The organism is Ascidiaceihabitans donghaensis, assembly GCF_900302465.1.
Taxonomy (GTDB): Bacteria; Pseudomonadota; Alphaproteobacteria; order Rhodobacterales; family Rhodobacteraceae; genus Ascidiaceihabitans; species Ascidiaceihabitans donghaensis.
In genome coordinates this window covers 2,474,862-2,495,919 of sequence record NZ_OMOR01000001.1, presented here as the reverse complement: position 1 = coordinate 2,495,919, position 21,058 = coordinate 2,474,862, and the positions used below count along the sequence as shown (strand labels likewise).

General features: G+C 56.2%; 21 protein-coding genes. 11 read left to right on the top strand and 10 right to left on the bottom strand.

Annotated elements, in window-relative coordinates:
• Nucleotides 1-90: 90 nt before the first annotated feature.
• The gene (locus ASD8599_RS12445; protein ID WP_108828838.1) at nt 91-789 is read left to right on the top strand and encodes a transglycosylase SLT domain-containing protein; all 699 of its coding nucleotides are present in this window, start codon (nt 91-93) and stop codon (nt 787-789) included.
• 22 nt (nt 790-811) lie between these two features.
• Here the strand turns inward: ASD8599_RS12445 and ASD8599_RS12440 are convergent, their stop codons facing one another.
• The 4 genes from ASD8599_RS12440 to pepN all read right to left on the bottom strand — a co-directional run bounded on the left by ASD8599_RS12440 (nt 812) and on the right by pepN (nt 5,170).
• Nucleotides 812-1,240: a hypothetical protein gene (locus tag ASD8599_RS12440; RefSeq protein WP_108828837.1), complete on the bottom strand. Its 429-nt coding sequence runs from the start codon at nt 1,238-1,240 to the stop codon at nt 812-814.
• On the bottom strand, nt 1,237-1,767 hold the full coding sequence (locus ASD8599_RS12435) for a hypothetical protein (protein ID WP_108828836.1): 531 nt from the start codon (nt 1,765-1,767) through the stop codon (nt 1,237-1,239). The genes ASD8599_RS12440 and ASD8599_RS12435 overlap by 4 nt, the downstream gene beginning before the upstream one ends.
• Before the next feature lie 50 nt (nt 1,768-1,817).
• Nucleotides 1,818-2,552, bottom strand: a complete 735-nt coding sequence (locus tag ASD8599_RS12430; RefSeq protein ID WP_108828835.1) for an SDR family oxidoreductase — start codon at nt 2,550-2,552, stop codon at nt 1,818-1,820.
• Nucleotides 2,553-2,626: 74 nt separating this feature from the next.
• Nucleotides 2,627-5,170 carry an aminopeptidase N gene (gene pepN, locus ASD8599_RS12425; protein WP_108828834.1) on the bottom strand — a complete coding sequence of 848 codons (2,544 nt, stop codon included), beginning with the start codon at nt 5,168-5,170 and terminating at the stop codon, nt 2,627-2,629.
• A 167-nt stretch (nt 5,171-5,337) separates the two neighbouring features.
• Between pepN and ASD8599_RS12420 the strand changes: the two genes are divergently transcribed.
• From ASD8599_RS12420 to ASD8599_RS12400, 5 genes are all read left to right on the top strand, one after another.
• Entirely contained in the window at nt 5,338-5,523 is a 186-nt protein-coding gene (locus ASD8599_RS12420) for a hypothetical protein (RefSeq protein ID WP_108828833.1), read from the top strand.
• 104 nt (nt 5,524-5,627) lie between these two features.
• The gene (locus ASD8599_RS12415) at nt 5,628-7,136 is read left to right on the top strand and encodes an FAD-binding domain-containing protein (protein ID WP_108828832.1); all 1,509 of its coding nucleotides are present in this window, start codon (nt 5,628-5,630) and stop codon (nt 7,134-7,136) included.
• A gap of 1 nt (nt 7,137) precedes the next feature.
• Nucleotides 7,138-7,281 carry a DUF2256 domain-containing protein gene (locus tag ASD8599_RS12410; protein ID WP_108828831.1) on the top strand — a complete coding sequence of 48 codons (144 nt, stop codon included), beginning with the start codon at nt 7,138-7,140 and terminating at the stop codon, nt 7,279-7,281.
• Nucleotides 7,282-7,474: 193 nt separating this feature from the next.
• On the top strand, nt 7,475-7,897 hold the full coding sequence (locus ASD8599_RS12405; RefSeq protein ID WP_108828830.1) for a GlcG/HbpS family heme-binding protein: 423 nt from the start codon (nt 7,475-7,477) through the stop codon (nt 7,895-7,897).
• A gap of 127 nt (nt 7,898-8,024) precedes the next feature.
• The gene (locus ASD8599_RS12400; RefSeq protein ID WP_108828829.1) at nt 8,025-8,801 is read left to right on the top strand and encodes a gamma-glutamyl-gamma-aminobutyrate hydrolase family protein; all 777 of its coding nucleotides are present in this window, start codon (nt 8,025-8,027) and stop codon (nt 8,799-8,801) included.
• Between the two features lie 34 nt (nt 8,802-8,835).
• Here ASD8599_RS12400 and ASD8599_RS12395 read toward each other — a convergent pair whose 3' ends face one another.
• Nucleotides 8,836-9,459, bottom strand: a complete 624-nt coding sequence (locus tag ASD8599_RS12395) for an REP-associated tyrosine transposase (protein ID WP_181364479.1) — start codon at nt 9,457-9,459, stop codon at nt 8,836-8,838.
• Nucleotides 9,460-9,547: 88 nt separating this feature from the next.
• Nucleotides 9,548-10,300 (bottom strand): SDR family NAD(P)-dependent oxidoreductase, encoded by a 753-nt coding sequence (locus ASD8599_RS12390; RefSeq protein ID WP_108828828.1) that lies wholly within the window; start codon nt 10,298-10,300, stop codon nt 9,548-9,550.
• Nucleotides 10,301-10,405: 105 nt separating this feature from the next.
• Between ASD8599_RS12390 and ASD8599_RS12385 the strand changes: the two genes are divergently transcribed.
• The 3 genes from ASD8599_RS12385 to ASD8599_RS12375 all read left to right on the top strand — a co-directional run bounded on the left by ASD8599_RS12385 (nt 10,406) and on the right by ASD8599_RS12375 (nt 14,044).
• Nucleotides 10,406-10,873, top strand: coding sequence for a methyltransferase family protein (locus ASD8599_RS12385; RefSeq protein WP_108828827.1), 468 nt, complete (start codon nt 10,406-10,408; stop codon nt 10,871-10,873).
• A 150-nt stretch (nt 10,874-11,023) separates the two neighbouring features.
• Entirely contained in the window at nt 11,024-12,598 is a 1,575-nt protein-coding gene (locus ASD8599_RS12380) for a Re/Si-specific NAD(P)(+) transhydrogenase subunit alpha (protein ID WP_108828826.1), read from the top strand.
• Nucleotides 12,599-12,610: 12 nt separating this feature from the next.
• Nucleotides 12,611-14,044, top strand: coding sequence for an NAD(P)(+) transhydrogenase (Re/Si-specific) subunit beta (locus ASD8599_RS12375; protein ID WP_108828825.1), 1,434 nt, complete (start codon nt 12,611-12,613; stop codon nt 14,042-14,044).
• A gap of 50 nt (nt 14,045-14,094) precedes the next feature.
• On the opposite strand, the gene ASD8599_RS12370 is transcribed toward ASD8599_RS12375, so the two are convergent.
• A complete protein-coding gene (locus ASD8599_RS12370) occupies nt 14,095-14,532 on the bottom strand; it encodes a hypothetical protein (protein WP_108828824.1) in 438 nt (145 codons plus the stop codon).
• 136 nt (nt 14,533-14,668) lie between these two features.
• Between ASD8599_RS12370 and ASD8599_RS12365 the strand changes: the two genes are divergently transcribed.
• Nucleotides 14,669-15,571 carry a hypothetical protein gene (locus ASD8599_RS12365; RefSeq protein WP_108828823.1) on the top strand — a complete coding sequence of 301 codons (903 nt, stop codon included), beginning with the start codon at nt 14,669-14,671 and terminating at the stop codon, nt 15,569-15,571.
• Between the two features lie 117 nt (nt 15,572-15,688).
• Nucleotides 15,689-16,975: a DUF3422 family protein gene (locus tag ASD8599_RS12360; protein WP_108828822.1), complete on the top strand. Its 1,287-nt coding sequence runs from the start codon at nt 15,689-15,691 to the stop codon at nt 16,973-16,975.
• A 33-nt stretch (nt 16,976-17,008) separates the two neighbouring features.
• Here ASD8599_RS12360 and ASD8599_RS12355 read toward each other — a convergent pair whose 3' ends face one another.
• The 3 genes from ASD8599_RS12355 to ASD8599_RS12345 form a co-directional block, all read right to left on the bottom strand.
• On the bottom strand, nt 17,009-17,998 hold the full coding sequence (locus ASD8599_RS12355) for an ABC transporter permease (protein WP_108828821.1): 990 nt from the start codon (nt 17,996-17,998) through the stop codon (nt 17,009-17,011).
• Nucleotides 17,991-18,998: an ABC transporter permease gene (locus ASD8599_RS12350; RefSeq protein WP_108828820.1), complete on the bottom strand. Its 1,008-nt coding sequence runs from the start codon at nt 18,996-18,998 to the stop codon at nt 17,991-17,993. Before ASD8599_RS12350 ends, ASD8599_RS12355 begins: the two co-directional genes overlap by 8 nt.
• An 86-nt stretch (nt 18,999-19,084) precedes the next feature.
• The gene (locus ASD8599_RS12345; RefSeq protein ID WP_108828819.1) at nt 19,085-20,806 is read right to left on the bottom strand and encodes a peptide ABC transporter substrate-binding protein; all 1,722 of its coding nucleotides are present in this window, start codon (nt 20,804-20,806) and stop codon (nt 19,085-19,087) included.
• Nucleotides 20,807-21,058 lie beyond the last annotated feature (252 nt).

Sequence of the window (21,058 nt, the reverse complement as noted above, 5' to 3'; positions counted from 1 at the left end):
GTCGTCACGGGACCCTGTCATTGTTTCACCCGAGCTTCGTTCAGATTGGCCAGACTTGCAATCTGCAGATACATATTTGCATAGTTTCGCATGAAACACGCGACCTCTCTTTTGTTAACCATGGTTCTTCTGGCAATGCCTGTGGCTGCTGTCCCAAACGAACCGTTGCGTCCAGACGCTAGCCAAGACGTGGTTCTGGGCGCTGACGGAAATTCAGTTAAAGACCTGCGCCCCAAGGCCAGATCAGGCCATATGCCGCGCACCCGTTGGACCCATCAGCCGGGCCATTTGTTGTGGAACAGGGCAGCGTTGACCGCTTTGAAGACCCATGGAAAGCCCCTGACGGACATGGTGCCCGGAGATATTCAAAACTGGTGTCCCCGCTATCCGGATGCAAATGAAGCCGACCGGCGTGCGTTTTGGCTTGGCTTTATGTCTGCACTGGCGAAATTCGAAAGCACCTACAAGCCCCGGGCCGTTGGCGGAGGCGGGCGTTGGTACGGTCTGTTGCAAATCCTGCCTGCGACGGCGCGCGGCTACAAATGCAATGTCGGCACCGGTGAGGCACTGCGAAACGGTGCGGCCAACCTAAGCTGTGCGGTGCGTATTATGGCCGTTACCGTGCCGCGGGACGGGCTTGTGCACGGCAAGGATCGCAAGTGGCGTGGCGTTAGCGCCGACTGGGGGCCAATGCGCTCAACCGCCAAGCGGGCCGACATGGCAGGTTGGTTAAAACGGCAACCCTATTGCGCTTTGCCCGATGCGATACGGCCCAAAGCGCGGCCATAACGCGAAAGACTGACCGGTCCAGCTACATAAAGCCGAAGTGGTGTCTTTCGGTCTTGATGTCTCTGTTTTTCAGGTCCGCTTCGATGGCGTCTGCGGGTGGTGTGGCTTCAAAAGGAACTTTCACCCGCCGTCCGTTGTGTAAGACCAATGCCATTCGGACAGAAAGGTCCAATCGGGTGTCAAAGCGTACGTGGTCCACACGGTTCCACGCCACTTTGCCTGTCTTGGCCCCCGCAAACCAGGTGATGTCTGTAGCGGCAATCGTCATTCCGGCTTGGCGCGCCGTGACCAGATCATATAGCGCGGGCAAAGTTGCAGCGCATAGGATCGCAGCGATCCATAGGGCCATATCGATCCAAAACACCAATGCAAGGACACAGGCCCACACCGCCAAAACCGTCAGCAGTGTTGCGCGGTTTCGTCCCGATCGCGTGTAGTCGAAGTCCGTCATGACAGATGGAATGCGCGTTTGATATCCACCAAAGCCTCTGATTGGCGCGTGGACAACGGGTGTCCTGTGCTGTGCATTGTGCCCTGAATAACGGCCATCAACACGCCAAAGCTTTGCCCTTTGTCCAGTGCATACAGCCGTTTTGACAGGCGTTTCACAGCCGCATCTGCCCCGCCGCAAGTTTCCACAAACCATTGCCCAAGGACTGCGATTTCCTGTGCCTGCTGGCCGTCCAACTCCAGGTGTTTGCGCAGCTGTGCGTCCAACGCGGTGCGCCCGTCTTGGGTCGGAAGATCGTCCAACGCCATAAAGGCCGCGGACAATCCGCCCAAAGCCAGTTTCGGGTCGTCGATGCTGTCGACGGGATGGATGTTTTGCTTGCGTCGAAATCCAAAGCGACGGGCGGCTGCACGCACGTCAGAGGCGACATCCATCAGCTCAGACGCCATTTCCGCGCCACGTCTTGCACGAATGACCATGAAATAGGCGGCTGTGGCCAATCCGATAAGTCCCAGAATGAACGGCATGTGATCCTCTTACTCTTTACTGAATGTTATTGAAGCGACATCTTATACAGTTACCGGCCTCCCGTCACATCCAAAGCAGAGCCCGTGATGTAGCTTGCGTCCTGCGACATCAACCACAATACGGAGCGGGCGATTTCCATGGCGGACCCGGTGCGCTGCATTGGCACCATGTGGGCCAGACGTTCTGCGCGGTCGGGTTCTCCGCCTTTGGCATGGATGTCAGTTTCGATAAGACCGGGGCGCACGGCCATGACGCGAACGCCTTGCGGGGCCAATTCGTCGGACAAGCCTTTGGTAAATGTATCGATAGCCCCTTTTGAAGCGGCATAATCTACATACTGGTTGCCAGATCCCAAACGTGCGGCGGCTGAGGAAATGTTAATGATGCTGCCACCTGATCGCAATCGTTGCGCAGCCCCTTGGGCCATCATCACGGCGCCCAGCAGATTGACCTCGAACATACGCGCAATGCGGGCGTAATCCATGTCGACCAATTTGGCCTTCTGCCCGACAATGCCTGCGTTGTTGATCAATGCATGCATCGCGCCAAATTCGGCATCAAGGGTGTCATAGATACGGTCCACATCCTGCGGCTTGGACACGTCGCCCTGCACAAGGATGACATGGGCGCCGTGGGCCTCGGCGGACACACGGGCTGCATTGGCGCCGTTTAGGTCCGAATTGTAGTTCAGCAGGATATCGTAGCCCTTTTGTGCGGCCAGCTCGACACAGGCGGCACCAATACCTGCGGAGCCTCCAGTCACCAAAACAACAGGTCTGGACATGGCATATTCCTTTTTCTTTGGGTCTTTTTCCTAAAAAATCCCGGGGGTTGCTGCAGGGCGGGGGCTGGCCCCCTTTAAGCTTCGCGGATACGTCCAATCATCTCGGCGGTGTCGCGACTAAGGCCGGGCGTGCTGGCGATGCGTTCCAATTGCGCTTTTATCAAGGTTTGACGAATGGCATCGTAGCGGCGCCAAGTTTGAAAGGCGGAACACATGCGTGCGGTGGTTTGTGGATTGACTGGATCCAGTTTGATCAACCAATCCGCCAGCAATGCATACCCCGATCCATCTTTGGCGTGAAAGCCTGCATGATGCATGGCCAAAGCGCCCAAAGTGGCGCGAAAGCGGTTGGGGTTTTTCCAGTTGAAATCATGGTGCCGTGTAAGGGCCGTGGCCGTATCGGCAGCATCATCGGGTTTGGCCTTCATCACTTGCAGACCGAACCACTTGTCCATCACCAGCCGGTCATCTTTCCATTGGGCTTCAAATGCGCCAAGAGCTGCGTCGCCTTGTTCGGCTCCGATCAAAAAGCCCAAGGCTGCAAGCTGTTGTGTCATGTTGGTGGCGGTGTCGTATTGGGCCTGGGCCACCGCACCGCCATCGCGGCGGGTGATCAGTGCCAGCATGGCATTGCCAAGGGCGCGTTTGCCCGACTGGGCCGCGTCCGGGACATAGTCTTGGGTCACCTGATGGGCATCATACAAGGGATGTAGCATATCTTGCAGAGCTTCGGCCTGCGCCTCGCGCATCGCATCGACAGCCAGATGAATCGCATCGGGATCAGGCACGTCACCTTCTGCATGCAGGCTGGCTGCCAATTCGGATTGTGCGGGCAAACCAATCATCAAGGCACGGTAGGCCGGATCAAGACTATCGTCGGCCACCACCTTCGTCAGACCTTCAAGGTATGCGCTGTCCGGGGCTTTGCCCTGACGGATTGTCGCCATCAATGATCCCTTTGCCAATGCGCGCGCACTTTCCCAGCGATTAAAGGGATCGGTGTCATGGGCCAGCAAAAACGCATGATCAGCGGAATGATCCAACACCACAGGCGCCGAAAAGCCGCGCAGGATAGAGGGGACTGGCCGCGCGGGTTGTCCGGGAAACGAAAAGCTTTGGGTGTCTTTGGTGATTTCCAGCACTTGGGTGCCCATCGCTTCTGATCCGTCGGCGGCCAACAGACCCATGGCAACGGGGATCACTTGGGGCTTAGGGTCCGGTGTGGTTGCGCTGGGCGGTGTGTGTTGGGCGAAAGTCAGGGTGTATGTGTCGCCTTCATAGCTTTCGGTGACTTTCAAATGTGGTGTGCCCGCTTGGCTGTACCAGCGTTTGAATTGCCCCAGATCGCGGCCGGTGCTGTCTTCGAATACTTGTATCCAGTCCTCGATGGTGCAGGCTTGCCCGTCGTGGCGGTCAAAATACAAATCCACCGCCTTGGAATAGGCATCCGCACCCACAAGCGTGCGCAGCATACCGATCACTTCTGCGCCTTTTTCATAGACGGTGGCGGTGTAGAAATTGTTGATCTCCTGAAAGCTTTCGGGGCGCACAGGATGGGCGAGGGGGCCTTGATCTTCGGTAAACTGGCGGCCACGCAAATCAATGACATCCGAAATCCGCTTCACCGGCGCAGAACGCATGTCAGAGGTGAATTGACTGTCGCGGTAGACTGTCAGCCCCTCTTTCAGACAAAGCTGGAACCAGTCGCGGCAAGTGATGCGGTTGCCTGTCCAGTTGTGGAAATACTCATGGGCGATGATGGCTTCAATCCGCTCAAAATTCTGGTCGGTTGAGGTCTCGGGACTGGCCAGAACCGCGGAAGAGTTGAAGACATTCAGGCCCTTGTTTTCCATCGCGCCCATGTTGAAGTCGTCGACCGCGACGATGTTGAAAATATCCAAGTCATATTCGCGCCCATAGACTTTTTCGTCCCAAACCATGGAATCCTTCAACGCTTGCATCCCGAAGGCGCATTTATGCTCGTCTCCGGGGCGCACATAGAGGTTCAGTTCGACTTTGCGACCGTTCATGGTGGTAAACTTGCCGGGGTGTGCGATCAATTCGCCTGCCACAAGCGCAAACAAATAGGCGGGCTTGGGCCACGGGTCGTGCCATTCGGCCCAACCTTTACCTGACGCCACGGGGTTGCCGTTAGACAACAAAACGGGTTCGGGCCCATTGATGCGCACTGTGAAGGTGGACATGACGTCAGGACGGTCGGGGTAGTAGGTGATCTTGCGAAAGCCTTCGGCCTCACATTGCGTGCAATACATGCCGGATGACCTGTACAGTCCTTCCAAAGCGGTGTTGCCTGCGGGATCGATCTGTACCTCGGATTCCCAAACAAACGGAATGTTCGGCACGTTACATGTCAGCCCTTCGGCTGTGATGGTTGGTTCTACGGTTTCGCCATCAATTTTGGCCCACCGCAGCGTCAGTTCTTCGCCGTGCAGGAAAAACGTTTTGTCTGTCGCGTCCGGGTTGGGTGCGAATTTGATCCGTGAGGTGACACGCGTGGCGGACGGGGCCAAATCAAACGTCAGATGGACTTCTTCGACAGTGAACCCAAAGGGCGTGTAGTCTTTCAAATAGATTGTTTGGGGGGCCGCATCACGCATCGCACATCTCCTGTTTAACGATGGGAACGCTAGGCCGATCACGCAGCGGCCACAAGGCGCGTTGCCCTTTTTTGCGCAAGGCCGGGAACCTTTTGCGCCCGGAACGGTTTGTTTGGTGAAGCACGACCGCGCCTGTGCACGACTGTGCAAAATGAAAGGACGTAACCATGTCAGCACCTGACACGAATATTGAAAAGCAATCCAACCGCCACCGCCCTTCCTTGCTGGGCATTGGCGCGGCTTTGGGGTTCGTCGCTGTTCTTACGATCGGGGCCGTATTCGTCTTTATGGGGCAGGACGTCGGCGTCCAAAACGACGCGTCAGGCTTTGAGGTTCAAACGCTTGACGGGTAAATAGGGGGTTAAGGGGTAATGAGTGGAAAAGAGGTGCGCATTTTGTGCACCTCTTTTTTGTGGTCACGGTTTCTTTGTGAAAGCGTTGATCTAGGTCGTGCATCATGACGCGCCCAATTGTTTTATGGCTGAAAAGAGACTTGCGCACCGCTGATCATGCGGCGTTGGCGCAGGCTATGGCCATGGGGCCTGTTTTGCCACTGTACGTTTGGGAACCGGACCTGTGGGCGCAGGCCGATGCGTCACACCGGCAGTGGGCTTTTGTACGCGAAAGTGTGGCTGAACTGCGCTTGGCCCTGAATGCGCTGGGCTTGCATCTGGTGGAACGCGTGGGAACGGCCACAGGCGTTTTGGCTGATGTTCATAAACAAGTTCCGTTTGATCACATGATCAGCCATGAGGAAACCGGCAACGGGTGGAGCTATAAACGCGATCTTTCGGTGGCCGCATGGGCGCGGGGCACGGGCGTGCGGTGGCAGGAGATTGCAGGGTGCGGCGTCGTGCGCCGCCTGAATGGGCGCAACGGGTGGGCCAGGCGGCGCGACAGCCACGTCAATTCGGCCATCATCGCGCCACCAACGCCTGTTACCGCCTTGGAAAGGCTGCGGCTTGCGTCTGACCCAGCACCCGATTTTGGGCTGCAGGACATGTGCCCCGACCGTCAGGCCGGCGGACGCGCGGCTGGTTTGGCGGTGTTGCACAGTTTTCTGGACACACGTGGGCGCACGTATCGTCGGGACATGTCGTCGCCATTGCAGGGGGCTGTGGCCTGTTCGCGGGTGTCCCCGCATTTGGCATTTGGCACCCTATCCGTGCGGGAAACGGCGCAGATGGCCGTAGGGCCACGCGACGTAGAGTGGGCCAAATCCCTCAAATCGTTTCAATCGCGTTTGGCGTGGCGGGATCACTTCATGCAGAAACTGGAAGATGAACCCGCACTTGAACACCGCTGCTTGCATTCCGCCTATGAAGGCATGCGCCCGCAGCACGCAGACCCTGTGCGCTTGCAGGCGTGGGCCCAGGGCGAGACGGGTTTGCCGTTTGTGGACGCATGTATGCGGTCATTGCAGGCGACGGGATGGCTCAATTTCCGGATGCGGGCGATGGTTGTGGCTGTGGCATCCTATCATTTATGGCTGGACTGGCGCAGTACGGGTCCTGTTCTTGCGCGGTTGTTCACGGATTATGAGCCGGGCATTCACTGGTCACAGATGCAAATGCAATCCGGGGTCACAGGCATGAACACCGTGCGCATCTATAACCCCGTTAAACAAGGCCACGATCAGGACCCTTCGGGGGTGTTCACCCGGACATGGGTGCCTGAATTGGCAGATGTCCCCGACGCATACCTGCAAGAGCCATGGCTTTGGGACGGCGCGTCGCGGTTGGCGTATCCTGCCCCGATTGTCGATGTGGTTTCTGCGGCACGATTTGCCCGCGAAACCGTACACGCCGTGCGCAAGGGCGGCGCGTTTCATTCAGAGGCTGCCCGCGTGGTGCACAAACATGCCAGCCGCAAAGACAGTCAAAGACGGTTCCAACGCGACCCCGTAGGCCCCAAAGCGCCCAAAGCGAAAAAAGCAGATCCAAGACAGTTGGGGTTCGAATTCTAGCATGGCAAAAATGCGCAAAAAGGCGGATTTGCCTGCCAAGATCTGCGCCACCTGCGCCAAGCCGTTTGTGTGGCGCAAGAAGTGGGCCAAAGTCTGGGACGAGGTGCGCTATTGCTCGGACAGATGCCGCCGGACCAAACGTTAGCTCCGGATGTTGCGTGATAGATTGCAGACTTTTTCGAAGGCACCGCGTCATCGTCCCATTTCATCTTCGGCGCAAAGCCCGTATGCATCAGCCTGAGTGTTTTCATCTGTTGATTGGCCGTTTGCCTGTTGAAAAAGAAATGGTGGGCTGAACCCCACCTTACGAGCCCCACCTTACGAGAAGGAAAAGAACCATGATCTCATTGAGAAAAGCCCGCACCATTGTCCGCAAAGCCATGGAAAAAGGAACCGAGGACGGCATGAAGCCATTGTCTGTTGTCGTGTTGGACGCGGGCGGCCATGTGCAAGCCTTTGAACGTGCCGACGGTGCTGCCCCCGGCCGCTTTGCGATTGCGCATGGCAAGGCCTATGGTTCCGTTATGTTGGGCATGGCCGGTACAGCCCAGATGGCGCGCGCCGAGGCGCAAGCATATTTCATGAATGCCGCCAATGGCGTGTTCGGAGGGCAGGTTATTCCGGTGCCGGGTGGTGTTTTGCTGCGTGGCAAAAAGGGCGAAGTGATTGGCGCGGTTGGCGTGACCGGTGACACCTCTGACAACGACGCGATTGCAGCGATGGCTGGCATTGAAGCGGCTGGCTTGACGGGCGAGATCTAGAACCGCCTAAATTTGGCGCATCTTGCGTTATGCGGATATGCGCACAGTCGGTTGCGCGAAAGGGTGGGCTTTTCATAGTCTGCCCTTTCTTTATATATTCAGATCAAAGTGAGGCACGAGGGACAGAATGGCACGACCTATTATCGGCATTATTTCAAACACACATTTGATCAACGACGAATACGAGGTCCATGCAGGTGGGAAAATGAACGTCGATGCTGTGTCTCAGGTCTGTGATGCTTTGCCGGTTTTGATCCCTGCAGATCCCACCCATGTCGACATCGAAGATCTGATGGCCCGTTGCGCGGGATTTGTATTTACTGGTGGTCGCCCCAATGTGCATCCAGAAGAATACGGCGAAGACCCAACGCCTGCGCATGGCGATTTCGACCGGGACCGCGATGGCTTGGCGTTGCCTTTGATCCGCGCTTGCGTCGAACGGGGATTGCCTATTTTGGGCATCTGCCGTGGTTTTCAGGAAGTCAACGTGGCGATGGGGGGCTCTCTTTATCCTGAAATCCGCGATTTACCCGGAAGAGACAATCACCGCATGCCTCCCGATGGAACTATCGAAGAAAAGTTTGCATTGCGTCATGCGGTGTCTTTTTCCGCCGGCGGTGTTTTTCACCGGGTCATGGGCGCGTCCGAGGTCATGACAAATACGTTGCATGGTCAAGGCATCAAGACGCCGGGGGACCGGGTGATCGTCGACGGCACAGCGCCCGATGGCACCCCCGAAGCCATTTATATCGACGGCGCCCCCGGCTTTACCCTGTCGGTGCAGTGGCACCCGGAGTATCAAGCGGCAATGGATCCGGTATCGCGCCCTTTGTTTGCGGCCTTTGGTGAAGCGGCGCATGCTTGGGACGCTGGCGAAATGCGCCCTGCTCTGAAATCCGCTTGAAAGGGGAGGTGCACTGAAGTGCACCTTGACATGTTCAGAGCGACTTTGACTCTGTGACCGCAGAGTTTTCATTGGGAAGAGGATGGCGCGTAAGGCGTGGCTTGCCGCGCATCGGGGCAGTTGGGTTGTACGCTTTTGTCGGGCTTGGCGCATACGAAAGCCCCACGGGTGTTTGTGGATCATATTCACCACGCCGAATGGCTCTGTGGACCGACGTATAGGCCCAATCCTGTGGGCGGCGCACCAACCCAGCCTGCACCGGTGCCTTTAGGATCATTTGCCGGTGTGCTTCATAATCATCGGTATCTTTTAGGTGGTGTTCCCAAAAACGGCGCTGCCAAATACCTTTTTCACCCCGCCGTATGGTCACTGGATCGCGGTGTGCCGGAGTAGGAAGTCCACGCGAAAACTGCGACTTTAGCATGCGCCAGCGGGTGCTAAAATCAGAATCGTCGGGCGGCAACGTCCAGATGGTGTGGATGACAGCGGGCAAAACAACGATTTCGTTGATCTCGAAGGGGTATCGCGTGCGGGTCATGCGTGTGGCGTGGCGCAGCCGCTCGATTTCGCGCACAAACAGGTCGCCGTTGCGGTTTGCAAGACGGACGGTGAAGAACAGCTGTGCGCCGGGGCGGTGTGTACGGATGTAATTGGGCATGACCCGATCCTATCCACGTCTTGGTTAAGCGGAGTTTAACGTGAGACGGGAAAAGGGCGGGGTAAGGTGCACCTTGGTGCACCCCATTTCACATCTGTCCGCCAGCGATCTCTATGTTCTGTCCGTTTATACTGCCGGACCCCGGACCCACGATGTAATTCATGGCGGCGGTCACTTCCTCGACCTCGACCAAGCGGCGATGCCGGTTGGTGTTCACCATGATCCCGCGTGCTTTATCTTCGGAAATGCCAGCACGTTGGGCAATGCTCGTGGTGTTGCGGGTTACGATGTCGGTATCGACGTAGCCGGGGCAGATCGAATTGAAGGTAAACCCCGTGCCCATGTAGTCCTCTGACAATGAGCGGATCAGTCCGATCATGCCGTGTTTGGACGCCGAATAGCAGGCCGCCCCCGGCACGCCGCGGATGCCCGCAATCGACGACACCGCGATCACACGCCCCCAATCGGTGTGCCGCATCGAGGCGAGACTTTCGCGGATGGTCAGAAAGGCGCCGTCCAAATTGGTTGCCATCATGTCGCGCCAGAATGTCATGTCGGTTTTATGCACGGCCTTGCCTGTTGCAACGCCTGCGTTGGCGATGCAAATCTGCACTGGCCCGCGTGCTTCAACTGCGGCCCCGATTGTGTCCACGATTTGCTGTTCCTCGCGCACGTCCATGGCCATGCCTGTCATGCCAGCGGTCGCAACCTCGTCCAAAACCTCTTGCCGACGACCTGTGATAGTAACCAACGCCCCTTGCGCCGCAAGGCTACGCGCCATGTCGAGACCGATCCCCGTGCCGCCGCCGGTGATCAGCGCGTGTTTTCCTTGCAATGACATATGAGTGCTCCCTTTAAGATGGTTTCACGGTAGTCGCCCGGATTTGTGTCGCAAACTGTGCCGTTGGGTCATTGCACTGGTTGTGACGTTAGGTGACAAGGGGGAATGAAACAACTTTCCCTGCCCGAGATGATAGATGTGCCACCCGTTTGGTTGGCTGCCTTCGCTGCGATTGCTTGGTGTCAGGCGACCTACCTTCCTTTGGGACTAAGCCTTGCACATCCGATAACCCAATTGCTGGGCGGATTGCTGGTTGGGGCAGGGGTGGTGGTGATCTTACTGGCCGCTTACGAATTTCGACGTCACAAAACATCAATTATCCCACATCTCACACCAAACAGGATTATCCAGTCCGGCGTGTTTTCAAAGTCGCGTAATCCGATCTATTTGGGCGACGCACTGATCTTGTTGGGACTGGTTTTGCGCTGGGACGCCGTGCTGTCGCTGCCCTTGGTCCCGATCTTTGTCTGGTGTATCGAACGTCGCTTTATCGTGGCCGAGGAAAACCGGATGCGGCGCGAATTTCGGGCAGATTATGGGCGATACGAACAAAAAGTACGCCGGTGGGTGTAATTCTTTGCAGATATTGTTGCTGCGTCGCAGCGTCGCGACTTGTATCGGAAACTTTTGCAGGGTAGTGGACATTGCAGAATAATGCGCCATGTTGCCGCTTATCTAAGCGCGTGTGTCGCTTATTGAATATGAACGATGGGGGACTTTCGAGTGAAGATCGGGACACCAAAAGAGGTATTTGAGGGCGAAGCCCGTGTGGCGATGACGCCAGACAGTGCGCTTCAGCTGCAAAAACTGGGTCATGAATGTGTTGTTGAAACGGGCGCAGGTGCGCTGGCGGGTTTTGACGATGCGTCGTACAAAGACGCGGGCGTTGAGGTCGTAAAAACGGCTGCCGCTTTGTGGAAGGCCGCAGATGTGGTCGCCAAGGTGCGCGCACCGGACGCGACAGAAGTCAAACGCCTGCGGGACGGTCAAACGCTGATTTCCTTCATCAACCCTGCAGCAAACGAGAAACTGCTCGATCAGGCTGCCAAGAAAGGCTCTACCGTCATCGCGATGGACATGGTCCCGCGTATTTCGCGTGCTCAGAAGATGGATGCGCTGTCTTCCATGGCGAACATCGCAGGGTATCGCGCCGTTATTGAGGCGGGTAACAACTTTGGCCGCTTCTTTACCGGTCAGATCACGGCGGCTGGCAAGGTTCCCCCTGCCAAGGTCTTGGTTGTTGGTGCCGGTGTGGCTGGTTTGGCCGCTGTTGGCACGTCCACAAGCCTTGGTGCAATCACATACGCCTTTGATGTGCGCCCCGAAGTGGCCGAGCAGATTGAATCCATGGGTGCTGAATTTGTCTTCCTCGATTTTGAAGAAGAACAGCAAGACGGCGCGGCGACTGGCGGTTATGCCTCTGTCTCTTCGCCAGAGTTCCGCGAGGCCCAATTGGCCAAGTTCCGCGAAATGGCCCCTGAGATTGACATCGTCATCACCACGGCCCTGATCCCCAACCGTGAAGCGCCTGAGCTTTGGACCGAAGACATGGTTGCGGCCATGAAACCGGGTTCTGTCATTGTCGATTTGGCGGCAGAGAAGGGCGGCAACTGCAAGCTGACCGTCATGGACGAGAAGATCGTCACCGACAACGGCGTCACCATCATCGGCTACACCGATTTCCCAAGCCGTATGGCGACGCAAGCCTCGACGCTGTATTCTACCAACATCCGCCACATGATGACGGACCTGACGCCGGAAAAAGACGGGGTCATCAACCACGACATGGAAGATGACGTCATTCGTGGCGCCACCGTGACCCATGAAAAGGCAGTCACCTTCCCGCCACCCCCACCAAAGATCGCAGCCATTGCCGCGCAGCCTAAGAAAGATGCGCCAAAAGAGCTGACGGCCGAAGAAAAACGCGCCGCAGAAACGGCGGCCTTCAAAGCACAGACCAAAAATCAAGTCACGCTTTTGGCCGTGGGTGGCATTGCATTGTTGGCCGTTGGTCTTGTTGCCCCCGCCAGCTTTATGCAGCACTTTATCGTGTTCGTTCTGTCGGTCTTCATCGGCTTTCAGGTCATCTGGGGCGTGGCGCATTCGCTGCACACACCGCTTATGGCTGTCACCAACGCCATCTCGTCCATCATCATCCTTGGTGCGCTCATGCAGATCGGATCGGGGTCCGGCCTTGTCATTCTGCTGGCTGCGCTTTCGGTCTTTATGACGGGCATCAATATTTTCGGCGGCTTCTTGGTCACACGGCGCATGCTCGCCATGTTCCAGAAATCGTAAGGGGGCGGATCAATGGAATTCGGTTTTACAACAGCGGCTTATGTGGTCGCAGCGGTTCTTTTCATCCTTTCTTTGGGTGGATTGTCCGGTCAAGAAAGCGCGAAACGCGCGGTATGGTATGGCATCGCAGGCATGGCTTTGGCTGTGGCGGCGACACTGGTCGGCCCCGGCGCTGGTTATTGGTTGCTCTCGCTGATCCTGATCGGCATGGGCGGCATGATTGGCTATCAATTGGCCACCAAAGTGCAGATGACGCAGATGCCGGAACTGGTTGCGGCGATGCACTCTCTGGTCGGTCTGGCGGCGGTCTTTGTCGGCCTCATCGCACACATTGAAATGGGCCGCGTCTTTGCCATGGGCGAAGACGAACGAAAGGCGTTGGAAGGCTTTGCGGCCTTGCTCGCCAAGAAAGATGGCGTCGAGATTGCCATTCTGCGCGTTGAATTGTTCCTTGGCATCTTCATCGGTGCGGTGACGTTCACAGGGTCGGTCATTGCCTATGGCAAGCTGGCGGGCAAAGTGGATTCAGCCGCGACGAAACTGCCGGGCGGTCACTTGTTGAACGCAGGTGCAGGCGCTTTGTCCCTGATTTGTCTGGTGTGGTACTTCAACACTGGCGGCTTCCTGCCCTTGTTCTTGATGACACTGGCTGCACTCTTCATCGGCTACCACCTGATCATGGGCATCGGCGGCGCGGATATGCCTGTCGTGGTTTCCATGTTGAACAGCTATTCCGGCTGGGCGGCGGCAGCGATTGGTTTCAGCCTTGGCAACGACCTGTTGATCGTTGTGGGCGCGCTTGTGGGCTCGTCTGGTGCGATCCTGTCCTACATCATGTGTAAGGCGATGAACCGGTCGTTTGTCTCTGTGATCTTGGGCGGCTTTGGTGGTCCTGCAGGTGAGCAGATGGCCGTTGAAGGTGAACAGATTGCGATTGAGGCGGATGGTGTTGCCACCGCTTTGAACGAGGCGGACAGCGTCATCATCATCCCCGGTTACGGTATGGCTGTGGCGCAAGCGCAAACAGGTGTGGCCGAATTGGTCCGCAAGCTGCGCGCCAAAGGCAAGAATGTGCGCTTTGCCATTCACCCTGTTGCGGGGCGTTTGCCGGGACACATGAACGTTCTGCTGGCGGAAGCGAAAGTGCCTTATGACATCGTGATGGAAATGGACGAGATCAACGAAGACTTCCCCGACACGGATGTCGCCATCGTGATCGGCTCCAACGACATCGTGAACCCTGCGGCGCAGGACGATCCCAACAGCCCTATCGCGGGTATGCCGGTTCTGGAATGCTGGAAGGCCAAAACCGTGTTCGTGTCCAAACGCGGGCAGGGGACAGGGTATTCGGGGATCGAGAACCCGCTGTTCTTCAAGGAGAACACGCGCATGTTCTATGGCGATGCAAAAGCATCCCTAGACAAACTGTTGCCGATGATCGACTGAGGCACGGTTGGTGAAGTTTGAGAAAGGCGGTCTTCGGGCCGGCTTTTTTGCTATTTGGACAGGGTTTTTGCGTACCATTGCAACGTCTTGAACAGGGCAAACAACCCGCCCGCCAGAACCATGCTTGTGATGCCGTTGCGGTTTCTCAGCGTCAGACCTAACAGGTCGGGAAACAGAACTTCGCACAAGACAAGCCCCATTAGGCTGAACAAACACCCCGACACGATCATGGCCAACACAATGACGCGGGCCTGACGCGCCGGAATGTTGGAATTGCCCTTTAACACAGCGATGCTGGCTTGCCTGTTTGATTTTGAAAAACTGCGACGCAAGCTGACGGCAGGGGACAACAGGACATAGGGCCAAAGTGCTAAAGCCACTGCTCCTGAAATCACAAATGCCAAGGCCACGGGGCCATGCATCAACGCCACAGTCGCTCCAACGGCGGCTTGTAGGGCAATGTATCTGGGGTCTTCTACGGTCTTCACGGATCACCTGTTATTCAAATTCAACGCAGACTTAGCTGACGGAAATGCCAAAAGGCGAGGGGAAAGGGCAAATCTCAACCTGCATTTTGAGGGGCTGTAAACTTGGTAGCAATATTTTTGTGGCACTCAGAGGCGTATGGATGATCTTGAAAAATACGTCGAAGCAGGCAGTGCTGCGAAGAACTCGGGTGGCTTTACGAAATGGCTGACAAAGCATGCGGTCATGTTTTACCCACGTAGCAAACGGCTGGTGGTGACGTTTGACAGTATGAAAAGCAGGGATGCGATAGCACCTGTTTATCCTTGGGGTTACAATTTTGTGGCCAAACACGGCTGGTCGCATCTGGGGATCATGATGGTGGACCGAAACGACTGGTTTCGACATCCAAGCTTGTGGGCGTGTCTTGACCGGTTTCGCAAGAAGGGTTTTTTTGAACAGTTCGATGAGGTGGTTTTTTACGGCAGCTCCATGGGGGGGTATGGGGCACTTGCCTATGCCCCTCTGTCACCGGGGGCTACGGTGGTGGCTTTGACGCCGCAAACTTCGCTTGATCCACGGATTGTTCCATTTGAGACGCGTTTTCCGGCCCCGTTTAGCCGTGGCATATGGACAGGGCCTTACGCTGACGGGGTTGCAGGTGCCGCTTCGGCAAAAAAAGTGTATGTGCTGGCGGACCCATTTTTTGCACCAGACGCACAACACGTCATGCGATTGCAAACGGACAATCTGATCTGGTTGAAAACACCACATCTGAAAAATCAGGCGGCGAATGTTCTGAAAAACGGCAAGCTTCTTTCAACTATAGTACCCGATGCGTGGGGCGGTACCCTGACGGCGCAGTCCTTTGACAAACAGTTTGACGCTTTGCGCCTATCCAAGCCCTTTGCGCGGGTTTTGATCCATTCTGCCATCGATGCAGGGCATTACGCTCTTGCCGAACGCGCCTTGGATGCAATTTCCGAAGCGCACCCAAAGTGGGCGTTTTCACCGCTGCATGAAAAACTACAAAGCGCTGCCGGGGACGGACAAAGGCATTAAACCCACTTCGGTTTGCCTTTGGTATACAATTGTATTCAGGTAACTTATTGAAATATAATAAAAGTTTGACTTTTTGCTGAAAGGGCGTATCTCTCCTACAAGAGCGGAGAACAAGACATGCCCCCTATTGACGATCACCCGATGCGCTACAAACTGGCCAACGAACTGCATGCGCGTCCGTTCCCGTCCATGTCAGCGCCTTGCACAGCCGCCTATATTGCGATCAAGCAATCAGGCAAATCGGCGACGCGTGACCGCACCCTTGATCTGGATCATTTGATTGCCTTGTTGGACCGTCACGGGGCGCCTCACCCTCAGCCCGGGGCCACGCATTACTATGGTCAAATCGGCCGCCACTGGTTGAAGTGGGAACAGCACACCGAGTTTGTCACCTATACTGTCTTCTCGGAAGGGGTAGGGGACCGTGCGTTTGATCCGTGTGCGTTCGATCCCTTTCCTGCCGATTGGCTGGCTGTCGCACCAGGGGTGACGATGACGTCGGCCCTTTTGCGCATCGAAGTGGAAGATACCGAAAGCAAGATTGTGCAACGCCTGCAGGATTGGTTTGTGCCGGAAAGCCTGGCTGTCAGTTCTGTGCTTGATGGTGCCGCTGTGGTGGCCGGAGACTTTCGGATAGATACCAGCGGTCACCAGCGGTTTGCGGTGTTTGTGGCACCGGACACAGGGGCGCGGCGTATCGGGCGCATCGTGCAGCGTTTGTGCGAGGTCGAAACCTATAAAACCATGTCGATGCTTGGATTTGCCCGATCACGCGAACTGGGGCCTGACCTGAACCGGTTGGACACGCAACTGACATCGCTGGTGGGCAACATGCGCGATGCGGATGCCGAAGCGGAAAAGACGCTTCGAGAGCTGCTGACGGTGTCCGCGGAACTGGAAACCCTGTCTGCGGAAAGCGCATTCCGCTTTGGGGCGACAGGGGCTTATGAGGCCATCGTTGATCAGCGGATCAATGCGCTGCGCGAAGAACGCTATCTTGGGCGTCAAAGCTTTGGCGAATTCATGATGCGCCGGTATGAGCCTGCGATGCGCACTGTCAAATCAGCTGAACGACGCCTTGAGGCAATGACCAGCCGTTCTATCCGCGTCAGTAATTTGTTGCGCACCCGCGTTGATGTGGAACGCTCTGCCCAGAACCAAGCCTTGTTGGAAAGCATGGACAAACGGTCTGATTTGCAGCTGCGGTTGCAGCGCACAGTCGAGGGCCTGTCTGTGGTCGCAATCAGCTATTACGCGGTGTCGCTGGCTGCTTATGTTTTGTATCCCGTGACAGAGCTTACAGGCATCAGCAAAGGTATGCTGACAGCGCTTGTCGCTTTGCCTGTGGTTGGGCTGGTCTGGTACATGGTGCGCCGCATCCGCAGCAGCGTAGAAGGCAAGTAGGCCCAAAAGGCGCGGGTTAAACGCGCCCTTCGCTCAGCGCCCCCTGATGCGCGGATCAAGCGCGTCGCGCAGGCCGTCGCCCAAGTAGTTCACACCCAGAACCGTGAGGGAAATGGCAATACCCGGAAACAGCACCCGCTCTGGAAATTCTGTCATGCGCGGAACTGCATCAGACAGCAATTTGCCCCATGTCGGAAAATCGGATGGAAAGCCAAAGCCAAGGAACGACAGCGCACTTTCGGTGATGATCGCCGTCGCCAGCCCCAAAGTCGCTGACACCATGATTGGCGAAATGACATTGGGCAGCAGGTGCCGTGTGATAATTTTGTAGTTGGATGTTCCGATAGACCGCGCCGCCAGGATGAATTCGCGTTCTTTCAGGGCCAGAATTTCGCCACGCACAATCCGTGCGGTTTGCATCCAGCTTGTGATGGCGATAACGCCCACAATCAGGATAAACATCCCCATTTCGGGTCCAAAGTTCGACCGTAAGGGTTGACGAAACAGCACCACAGCCACCAGCAAAAGTGGCAGGATCGGCAAGGACAACACAAGATCGGTGAAGCGCATCAGCCAGAAATCGAGCTTGCGGAAGTAGCCTGACATCACACCAATGCCAGTGCCGATCACCAAAGACAGCACCATAGCAGCCCAGCCCACAGCCATCGATGCGCGCCCGCCTGCGATGATGTTGGCCAGAATATCGCGGCCCAGATTGTCCGTGCCCAACGGGCGTGACCACATCACTTTGGCATCAAAATCCCACAGTGCGACAAAGATCGGTCGCACGTCGCGCAACGTCAACATTTCGCGCCCCTTTGGCAGCGCTTGCGGATCAACCCGCCAGATATAGGGCCCGATCAACACAAACAGCGTGATAAACACAAGGAAACCGCCGCCAAACAGCGCCCCTTTGTGCTTTTTGAACTGGCTCCACACATCAGCCCATTGGCTGCGGGGTTCCTTTGGGGGCTCGATGTCACGAAGCGCCTCGAAGTGATCGTCAGGTGCAGTCTCAGTCATAGCGGATCCTCGGGTCGAGCACGCCGTAAAGGACGTCTGCGATCAGGTTGAAGAGCACGATCAGGATCGCGAAAATAAAGGCCAAGGTTTGAACCGTGGGCAGGTCGTTGGACAGCAGTGCACGAATGAACATGTCGCCGATGCCCGAGACACCAAAGACCACTTCGGTGATGATGGCGCCGCCAAAGATGGCAGGGATGCCCAAAGCGATAACCGTGATCACCGGGATCATGGAATTGCGCACGACATGCACCATGACCACAACCGCTTCGGACAACCCTTTGGATCGCGCTGTGCGCACATAGTCCTGGTTCAGGTTGTCTAGCACAGAGGCCCGCATATAGCGGCTGATCTGGGCCGTGGTTTGCAGCGCAAGCACCATAACGGGCAGGATCATTTGCTGGAACTGCACCTTAAAGCTGGCCCAGTCCTCAACCACGTGGGTGGTGTCGTATAGCAGGGGCACCCATCCCAGTTGCACCGCAAAGATGATGCCCAACAAAGGTCCGGTGAAAAACGGTGGCACGGAAAAGCCAATCATGGTGATGAACGTGCCCGATTGATCAAAGACCGAATACTGGCGGTAGGCTGAGTAAATGCCCACAGGGATCGAAATCAGCACGCCCACAACATAGGCCATACCCACAACCCAGAATGTCTGGGGTAGGCGTTGCACGACCACATCCATGACCGGACCACGCCACTGCCATGAGATCACGCGTTGTTTGCCTTCGGAAAACTCCGTTCCGAAGAAGTAATCAAAGGCAACTTGCGGTTCGATCCAGAAGAACTGGATCAGCCATTTGTAGTATTGCACATAGATGGGCTCACCCAAACCAAGGGCTTCGCGCATCTTCTGCTTTACCTCTGGAGGCACGGTCAAAGGCACTTGCGCCATCGGATCACCGGGGGCGAGCTGCAACAGTAAAAAAATGATAAGGCTGATAAACAAAAGCGTCGGGATCGACAGAAGCAGTCGTCGGATCGTGAAGGTCAGCATGCGCGGCGCCTTTGTGCGTCAGTCTTTTTATGGGAAAAGGTTGGGACGCACACGCGCCCCAACCCATGGATCATAAGGCCGATACCTTATTCGCCTTTACGGTACCAGTCTGCAACATTCCACAGTTCTGAATCGAATACGTTCAAGCGAACGCCACCCAATGTGACGGCATGGCCGGACACACGACCACGATCAACCAAAGGTACGATTGTGTTGCTTTCTTTCGTCAGCATGTCGTTCATTTTGCGAGCGATTTTGCCGCGCTCTTCCAAGTCGCCTGTTGTGGCAAGCTTGTCGATCAGTGCGTCATACTCTGGATCGCAGAAGCGGTTGATGTTTTCACCCTGCCACTGGCTGTCTGGTTTCGGCTCGTTGCCGCAACGGTAGGCCGCCAGATACGCTTGTGGGTCTGTACCATCAAACACGTTCGCGTACATTTCGACGTCCGCATAGAACTTTTGGAACGTGTCAGGCGAACCTGGGTCACCACCAAAGAACACAGAGCCGTCCAGGTTGCGCAATTCGGTTTCAACGCCGATTTCGCTCCAGGATTGCTTGATCAGGGCTTGGAAGTCCTGACGCACGGCGTTTGTGGATGTTTGATACAGCAAGGACAGCTTCATGCCGTCTTTGTCACGGATGCCATCGCCGTCTGTGTCAGTCCACCCGGCTTCGTCCAGCAACGCGCGTGCGCCGTCCAGATCCTGTGTCAGGCATTCCGTGTTGTCGGACGCGTAGATCGCAGGCGCAGGCACCAGGTTACATGTTGGACGACCCGCGTCACCGTAACCGACTTCAACCAGCAATTCGCGGTCGATGGCGATAGACAAAGCTTTGCGCACACGACCATCGCTGAGGATCGGGTGAGGTTCGGCAACTGTCGCGCGTGTTTCTGGCGGCAGGTCAGGCGACGGGTTTGTCAGGTTCATTTCCAGACGCTCAACCAACGCACCGAATGCGGACACAGGCACACCTTTGCCGCCTTCAGCCATTTTGGCGATGACGTCGGGTGCCAGTTGCAGGTTCCAGGCGTAGTCAAATTCGCCGGTTTCCATGACCGCACGACCAGAGGCTTCGGCAGAACCGCCACCCTTGAACGTGACAGATGCAAAGGCTGGTTTGCCCGCTTCACGGTAGTTTTCGTTCGCAACCATTGTGATCACGTCATTTGGTTTGAAGTCTGTGACGACAAACGGGCCTGTGCCGATGGGGCCAAAGTTGGCGTCTGTGCATTCAGGTGCGCGCGCACCCATGCAGTCTGCAAACTGTGCTGCTTGGATAATCGGGGACTGGCCGCCCATGAAGGGACCATAGGGGTTTGGCTTGGGCTGGTCGAATGTAACTTTGATGGTCAGATCGTCCAAGGCTTCAACGCTTGTGACACCGTCAAATTTGGCACCCTGGGCGCAACCGCCTTCTGGGTCCATGCAATATTCAGCTGTGAATTTGACGTCAGCGGATGTCACGGGCGTGCCATCGGACCATTTCAGGCCCTCTTTCAGCTTCCACGTGATAGATGTCAGGTCTTCGGACACGCCACCATTGCCAACTGTCGGAATTTCTTGCGCCAGAAACGGCACAGGGTTGCCGTCGGGGTCGTAGCGGCCCAGCGGTTCGATCACCAGCGAAGACGATTCGATGTCTTTGGTGCCGCCCGACAGATACGGGTTCAGGATGGAAGGGGCCTGCCAATAGATGATGCGCACTTCGCCATCGCGGCCGCGTTCACCTTCGTGGCCGTCTGCATAAGCCATAGGCGCCATCGCACCCATAGCTGTTGCAGCAAGCAAGAGGGATTTGAGTTTCATGTCATACTCCATGTTGGACACTTTTCGTGCCGTTGAATGTCACGGTTGTCCGCGAACATTTTTGACCTTTGGGAAAAAACGCTTCAACTGCGATGTTTAACCTCACGGTTAAATTCAGTTTTTGCCTGTTCCCCCACAAGCCGATGATCCTATCGAAACAGGTTTGTGAAAAAATGCAAGTGTTGTCGTGCGGGAAATGCTGCGAAACCGCGCGTTACTCGGGTTGGTGTTTGACACTGTCTAAGAAACGGT

Coding starts and splice junctions, on each gene's coding strand:
- ASD8599_RS12445 (WP_108828838.1), top strand. CDS start 91: ATGAAACACGCGACCTCTCTTTTGTTAACCATGGTTCTTCTGGCAATG.
- ASD8599_RS12440 (WP_108828837.1), bottom strand. CDS start 1,240: ATGACGGACTTCGACTACACGCGATCGGGACGAAACCGCGCAACACTG.
- ASD8599_RS12435 (WP_108828836.1), bottom strand. CDS start 1,767: ATGCCGTTCATTCTGGGACTTATCGGATTGGCCACAGCCGCCTATTTC.
- ASD8599_RS12430 (WP_108828835.1), bottom strand. CDS start 2,552: ATGTCCAGACCTGTTGTTTTGGTGACTGGAGGCTCCGCAGGTATTGGT.
- pepN (WP_108828834.1), bottom strand. CDS start 5,170: ATGCGTGATGCGGCCCCCCAAACAATCTATTTGAAAGACTACACGCCC.
- ASD8599_RS12420 (WP_108828833.1), top strand. CDS start 5,338: ATGTCAGCACCTGACACGAATATTGAAAAGCAATCCAACCGCCACCGC.
- ASD8599_RS12415 (WP_108828832.1), top strand. CDS start 5,628: ATGACGCGCCCAATTGTTTTATGGCTGAAAAGAGACTTGCGCACCGCT.
- ASD8599_RS12410 (WP_108828831.1), top strand. CDS start 7,138: ATGGCAAAAATGCGCAAAAAGGCGGATTTGCCTGCCAAGATCTGCGCC.
- ASD8599_RS12405 (WP_108828830.1), top strand. CDS start 7,475: ATGATCTCATTGAGAAAAGCCCGCACCATTGTCCGCAAAGCCATGGAA.
- ASD8599_RS12400 (WP_108828829.1), top strand. CDS start 8,025: ATGGCACGACCTATTATCGGCATTATTTCAAACACACATTTGATCAAC.
- ASD8599_RS12395 (WP_181364479.1), bottom strand. CDS start 9,459: ATGCCCAATTACATCCGTACACACCGCCCCGGCGCACAGCTGTTCTTC.
- ASD8599_RS12390 (WP_108828828.1), bottom strand. CDS start 10,300: ATGTCATTGCAAGGAAAACACGCGCTGATCACCGGCGGCGGCACGGGG.
- ASD8599_RS12385 (WP_108828827.1), top strand. CDS start 10,406: ATGAAACAACTTTCCCTGCCCGAGATGATAGATGTGCCACCCGTTTGG.
- ASD8599_RS12375 (WP_108828825.1), top strand. CDS start 12,611: ATGGAATTCGGTTTTACAACAGCGGCTTATGTGGTCGCAGCGGTTCTT.
- ASD8599_RS12365 (WP_108828823.1), top strand. CDS start 14,669: ATGGATGATCTTGAAAAATACGTCGAAGCAGGCAGTGCTGCGAAGAAC.
- ASD8599_RS12360 (WP_108828822.1), top strand. CDS start 15,689: ATGCCCCCTATTGACGATCACCCGATGCGCTACAAACTGGCCAACGAA.
- ASD8599_RS12355 (WP_108828821.1), bottom strand. CDS start 17,998: ATGACTGAGACTGCACCTGACGATCACTTCGAGGCGCTTCGTGACATC.
- ASD8599_RS12350 (WP_108828820.1), bottom strand. CDS start 18,998: ATGCTGACCTTCACGATCCGACGACTGCTTCTGTCGATCCCGACGCTT.
- ASD8599_RS12345 (WP_108828819.1), bottom strand. CDS start 20,806: ATGAAACTCAAATCCCTCTTGCTTGCTGCAACAGCTATGGGTGCGATG.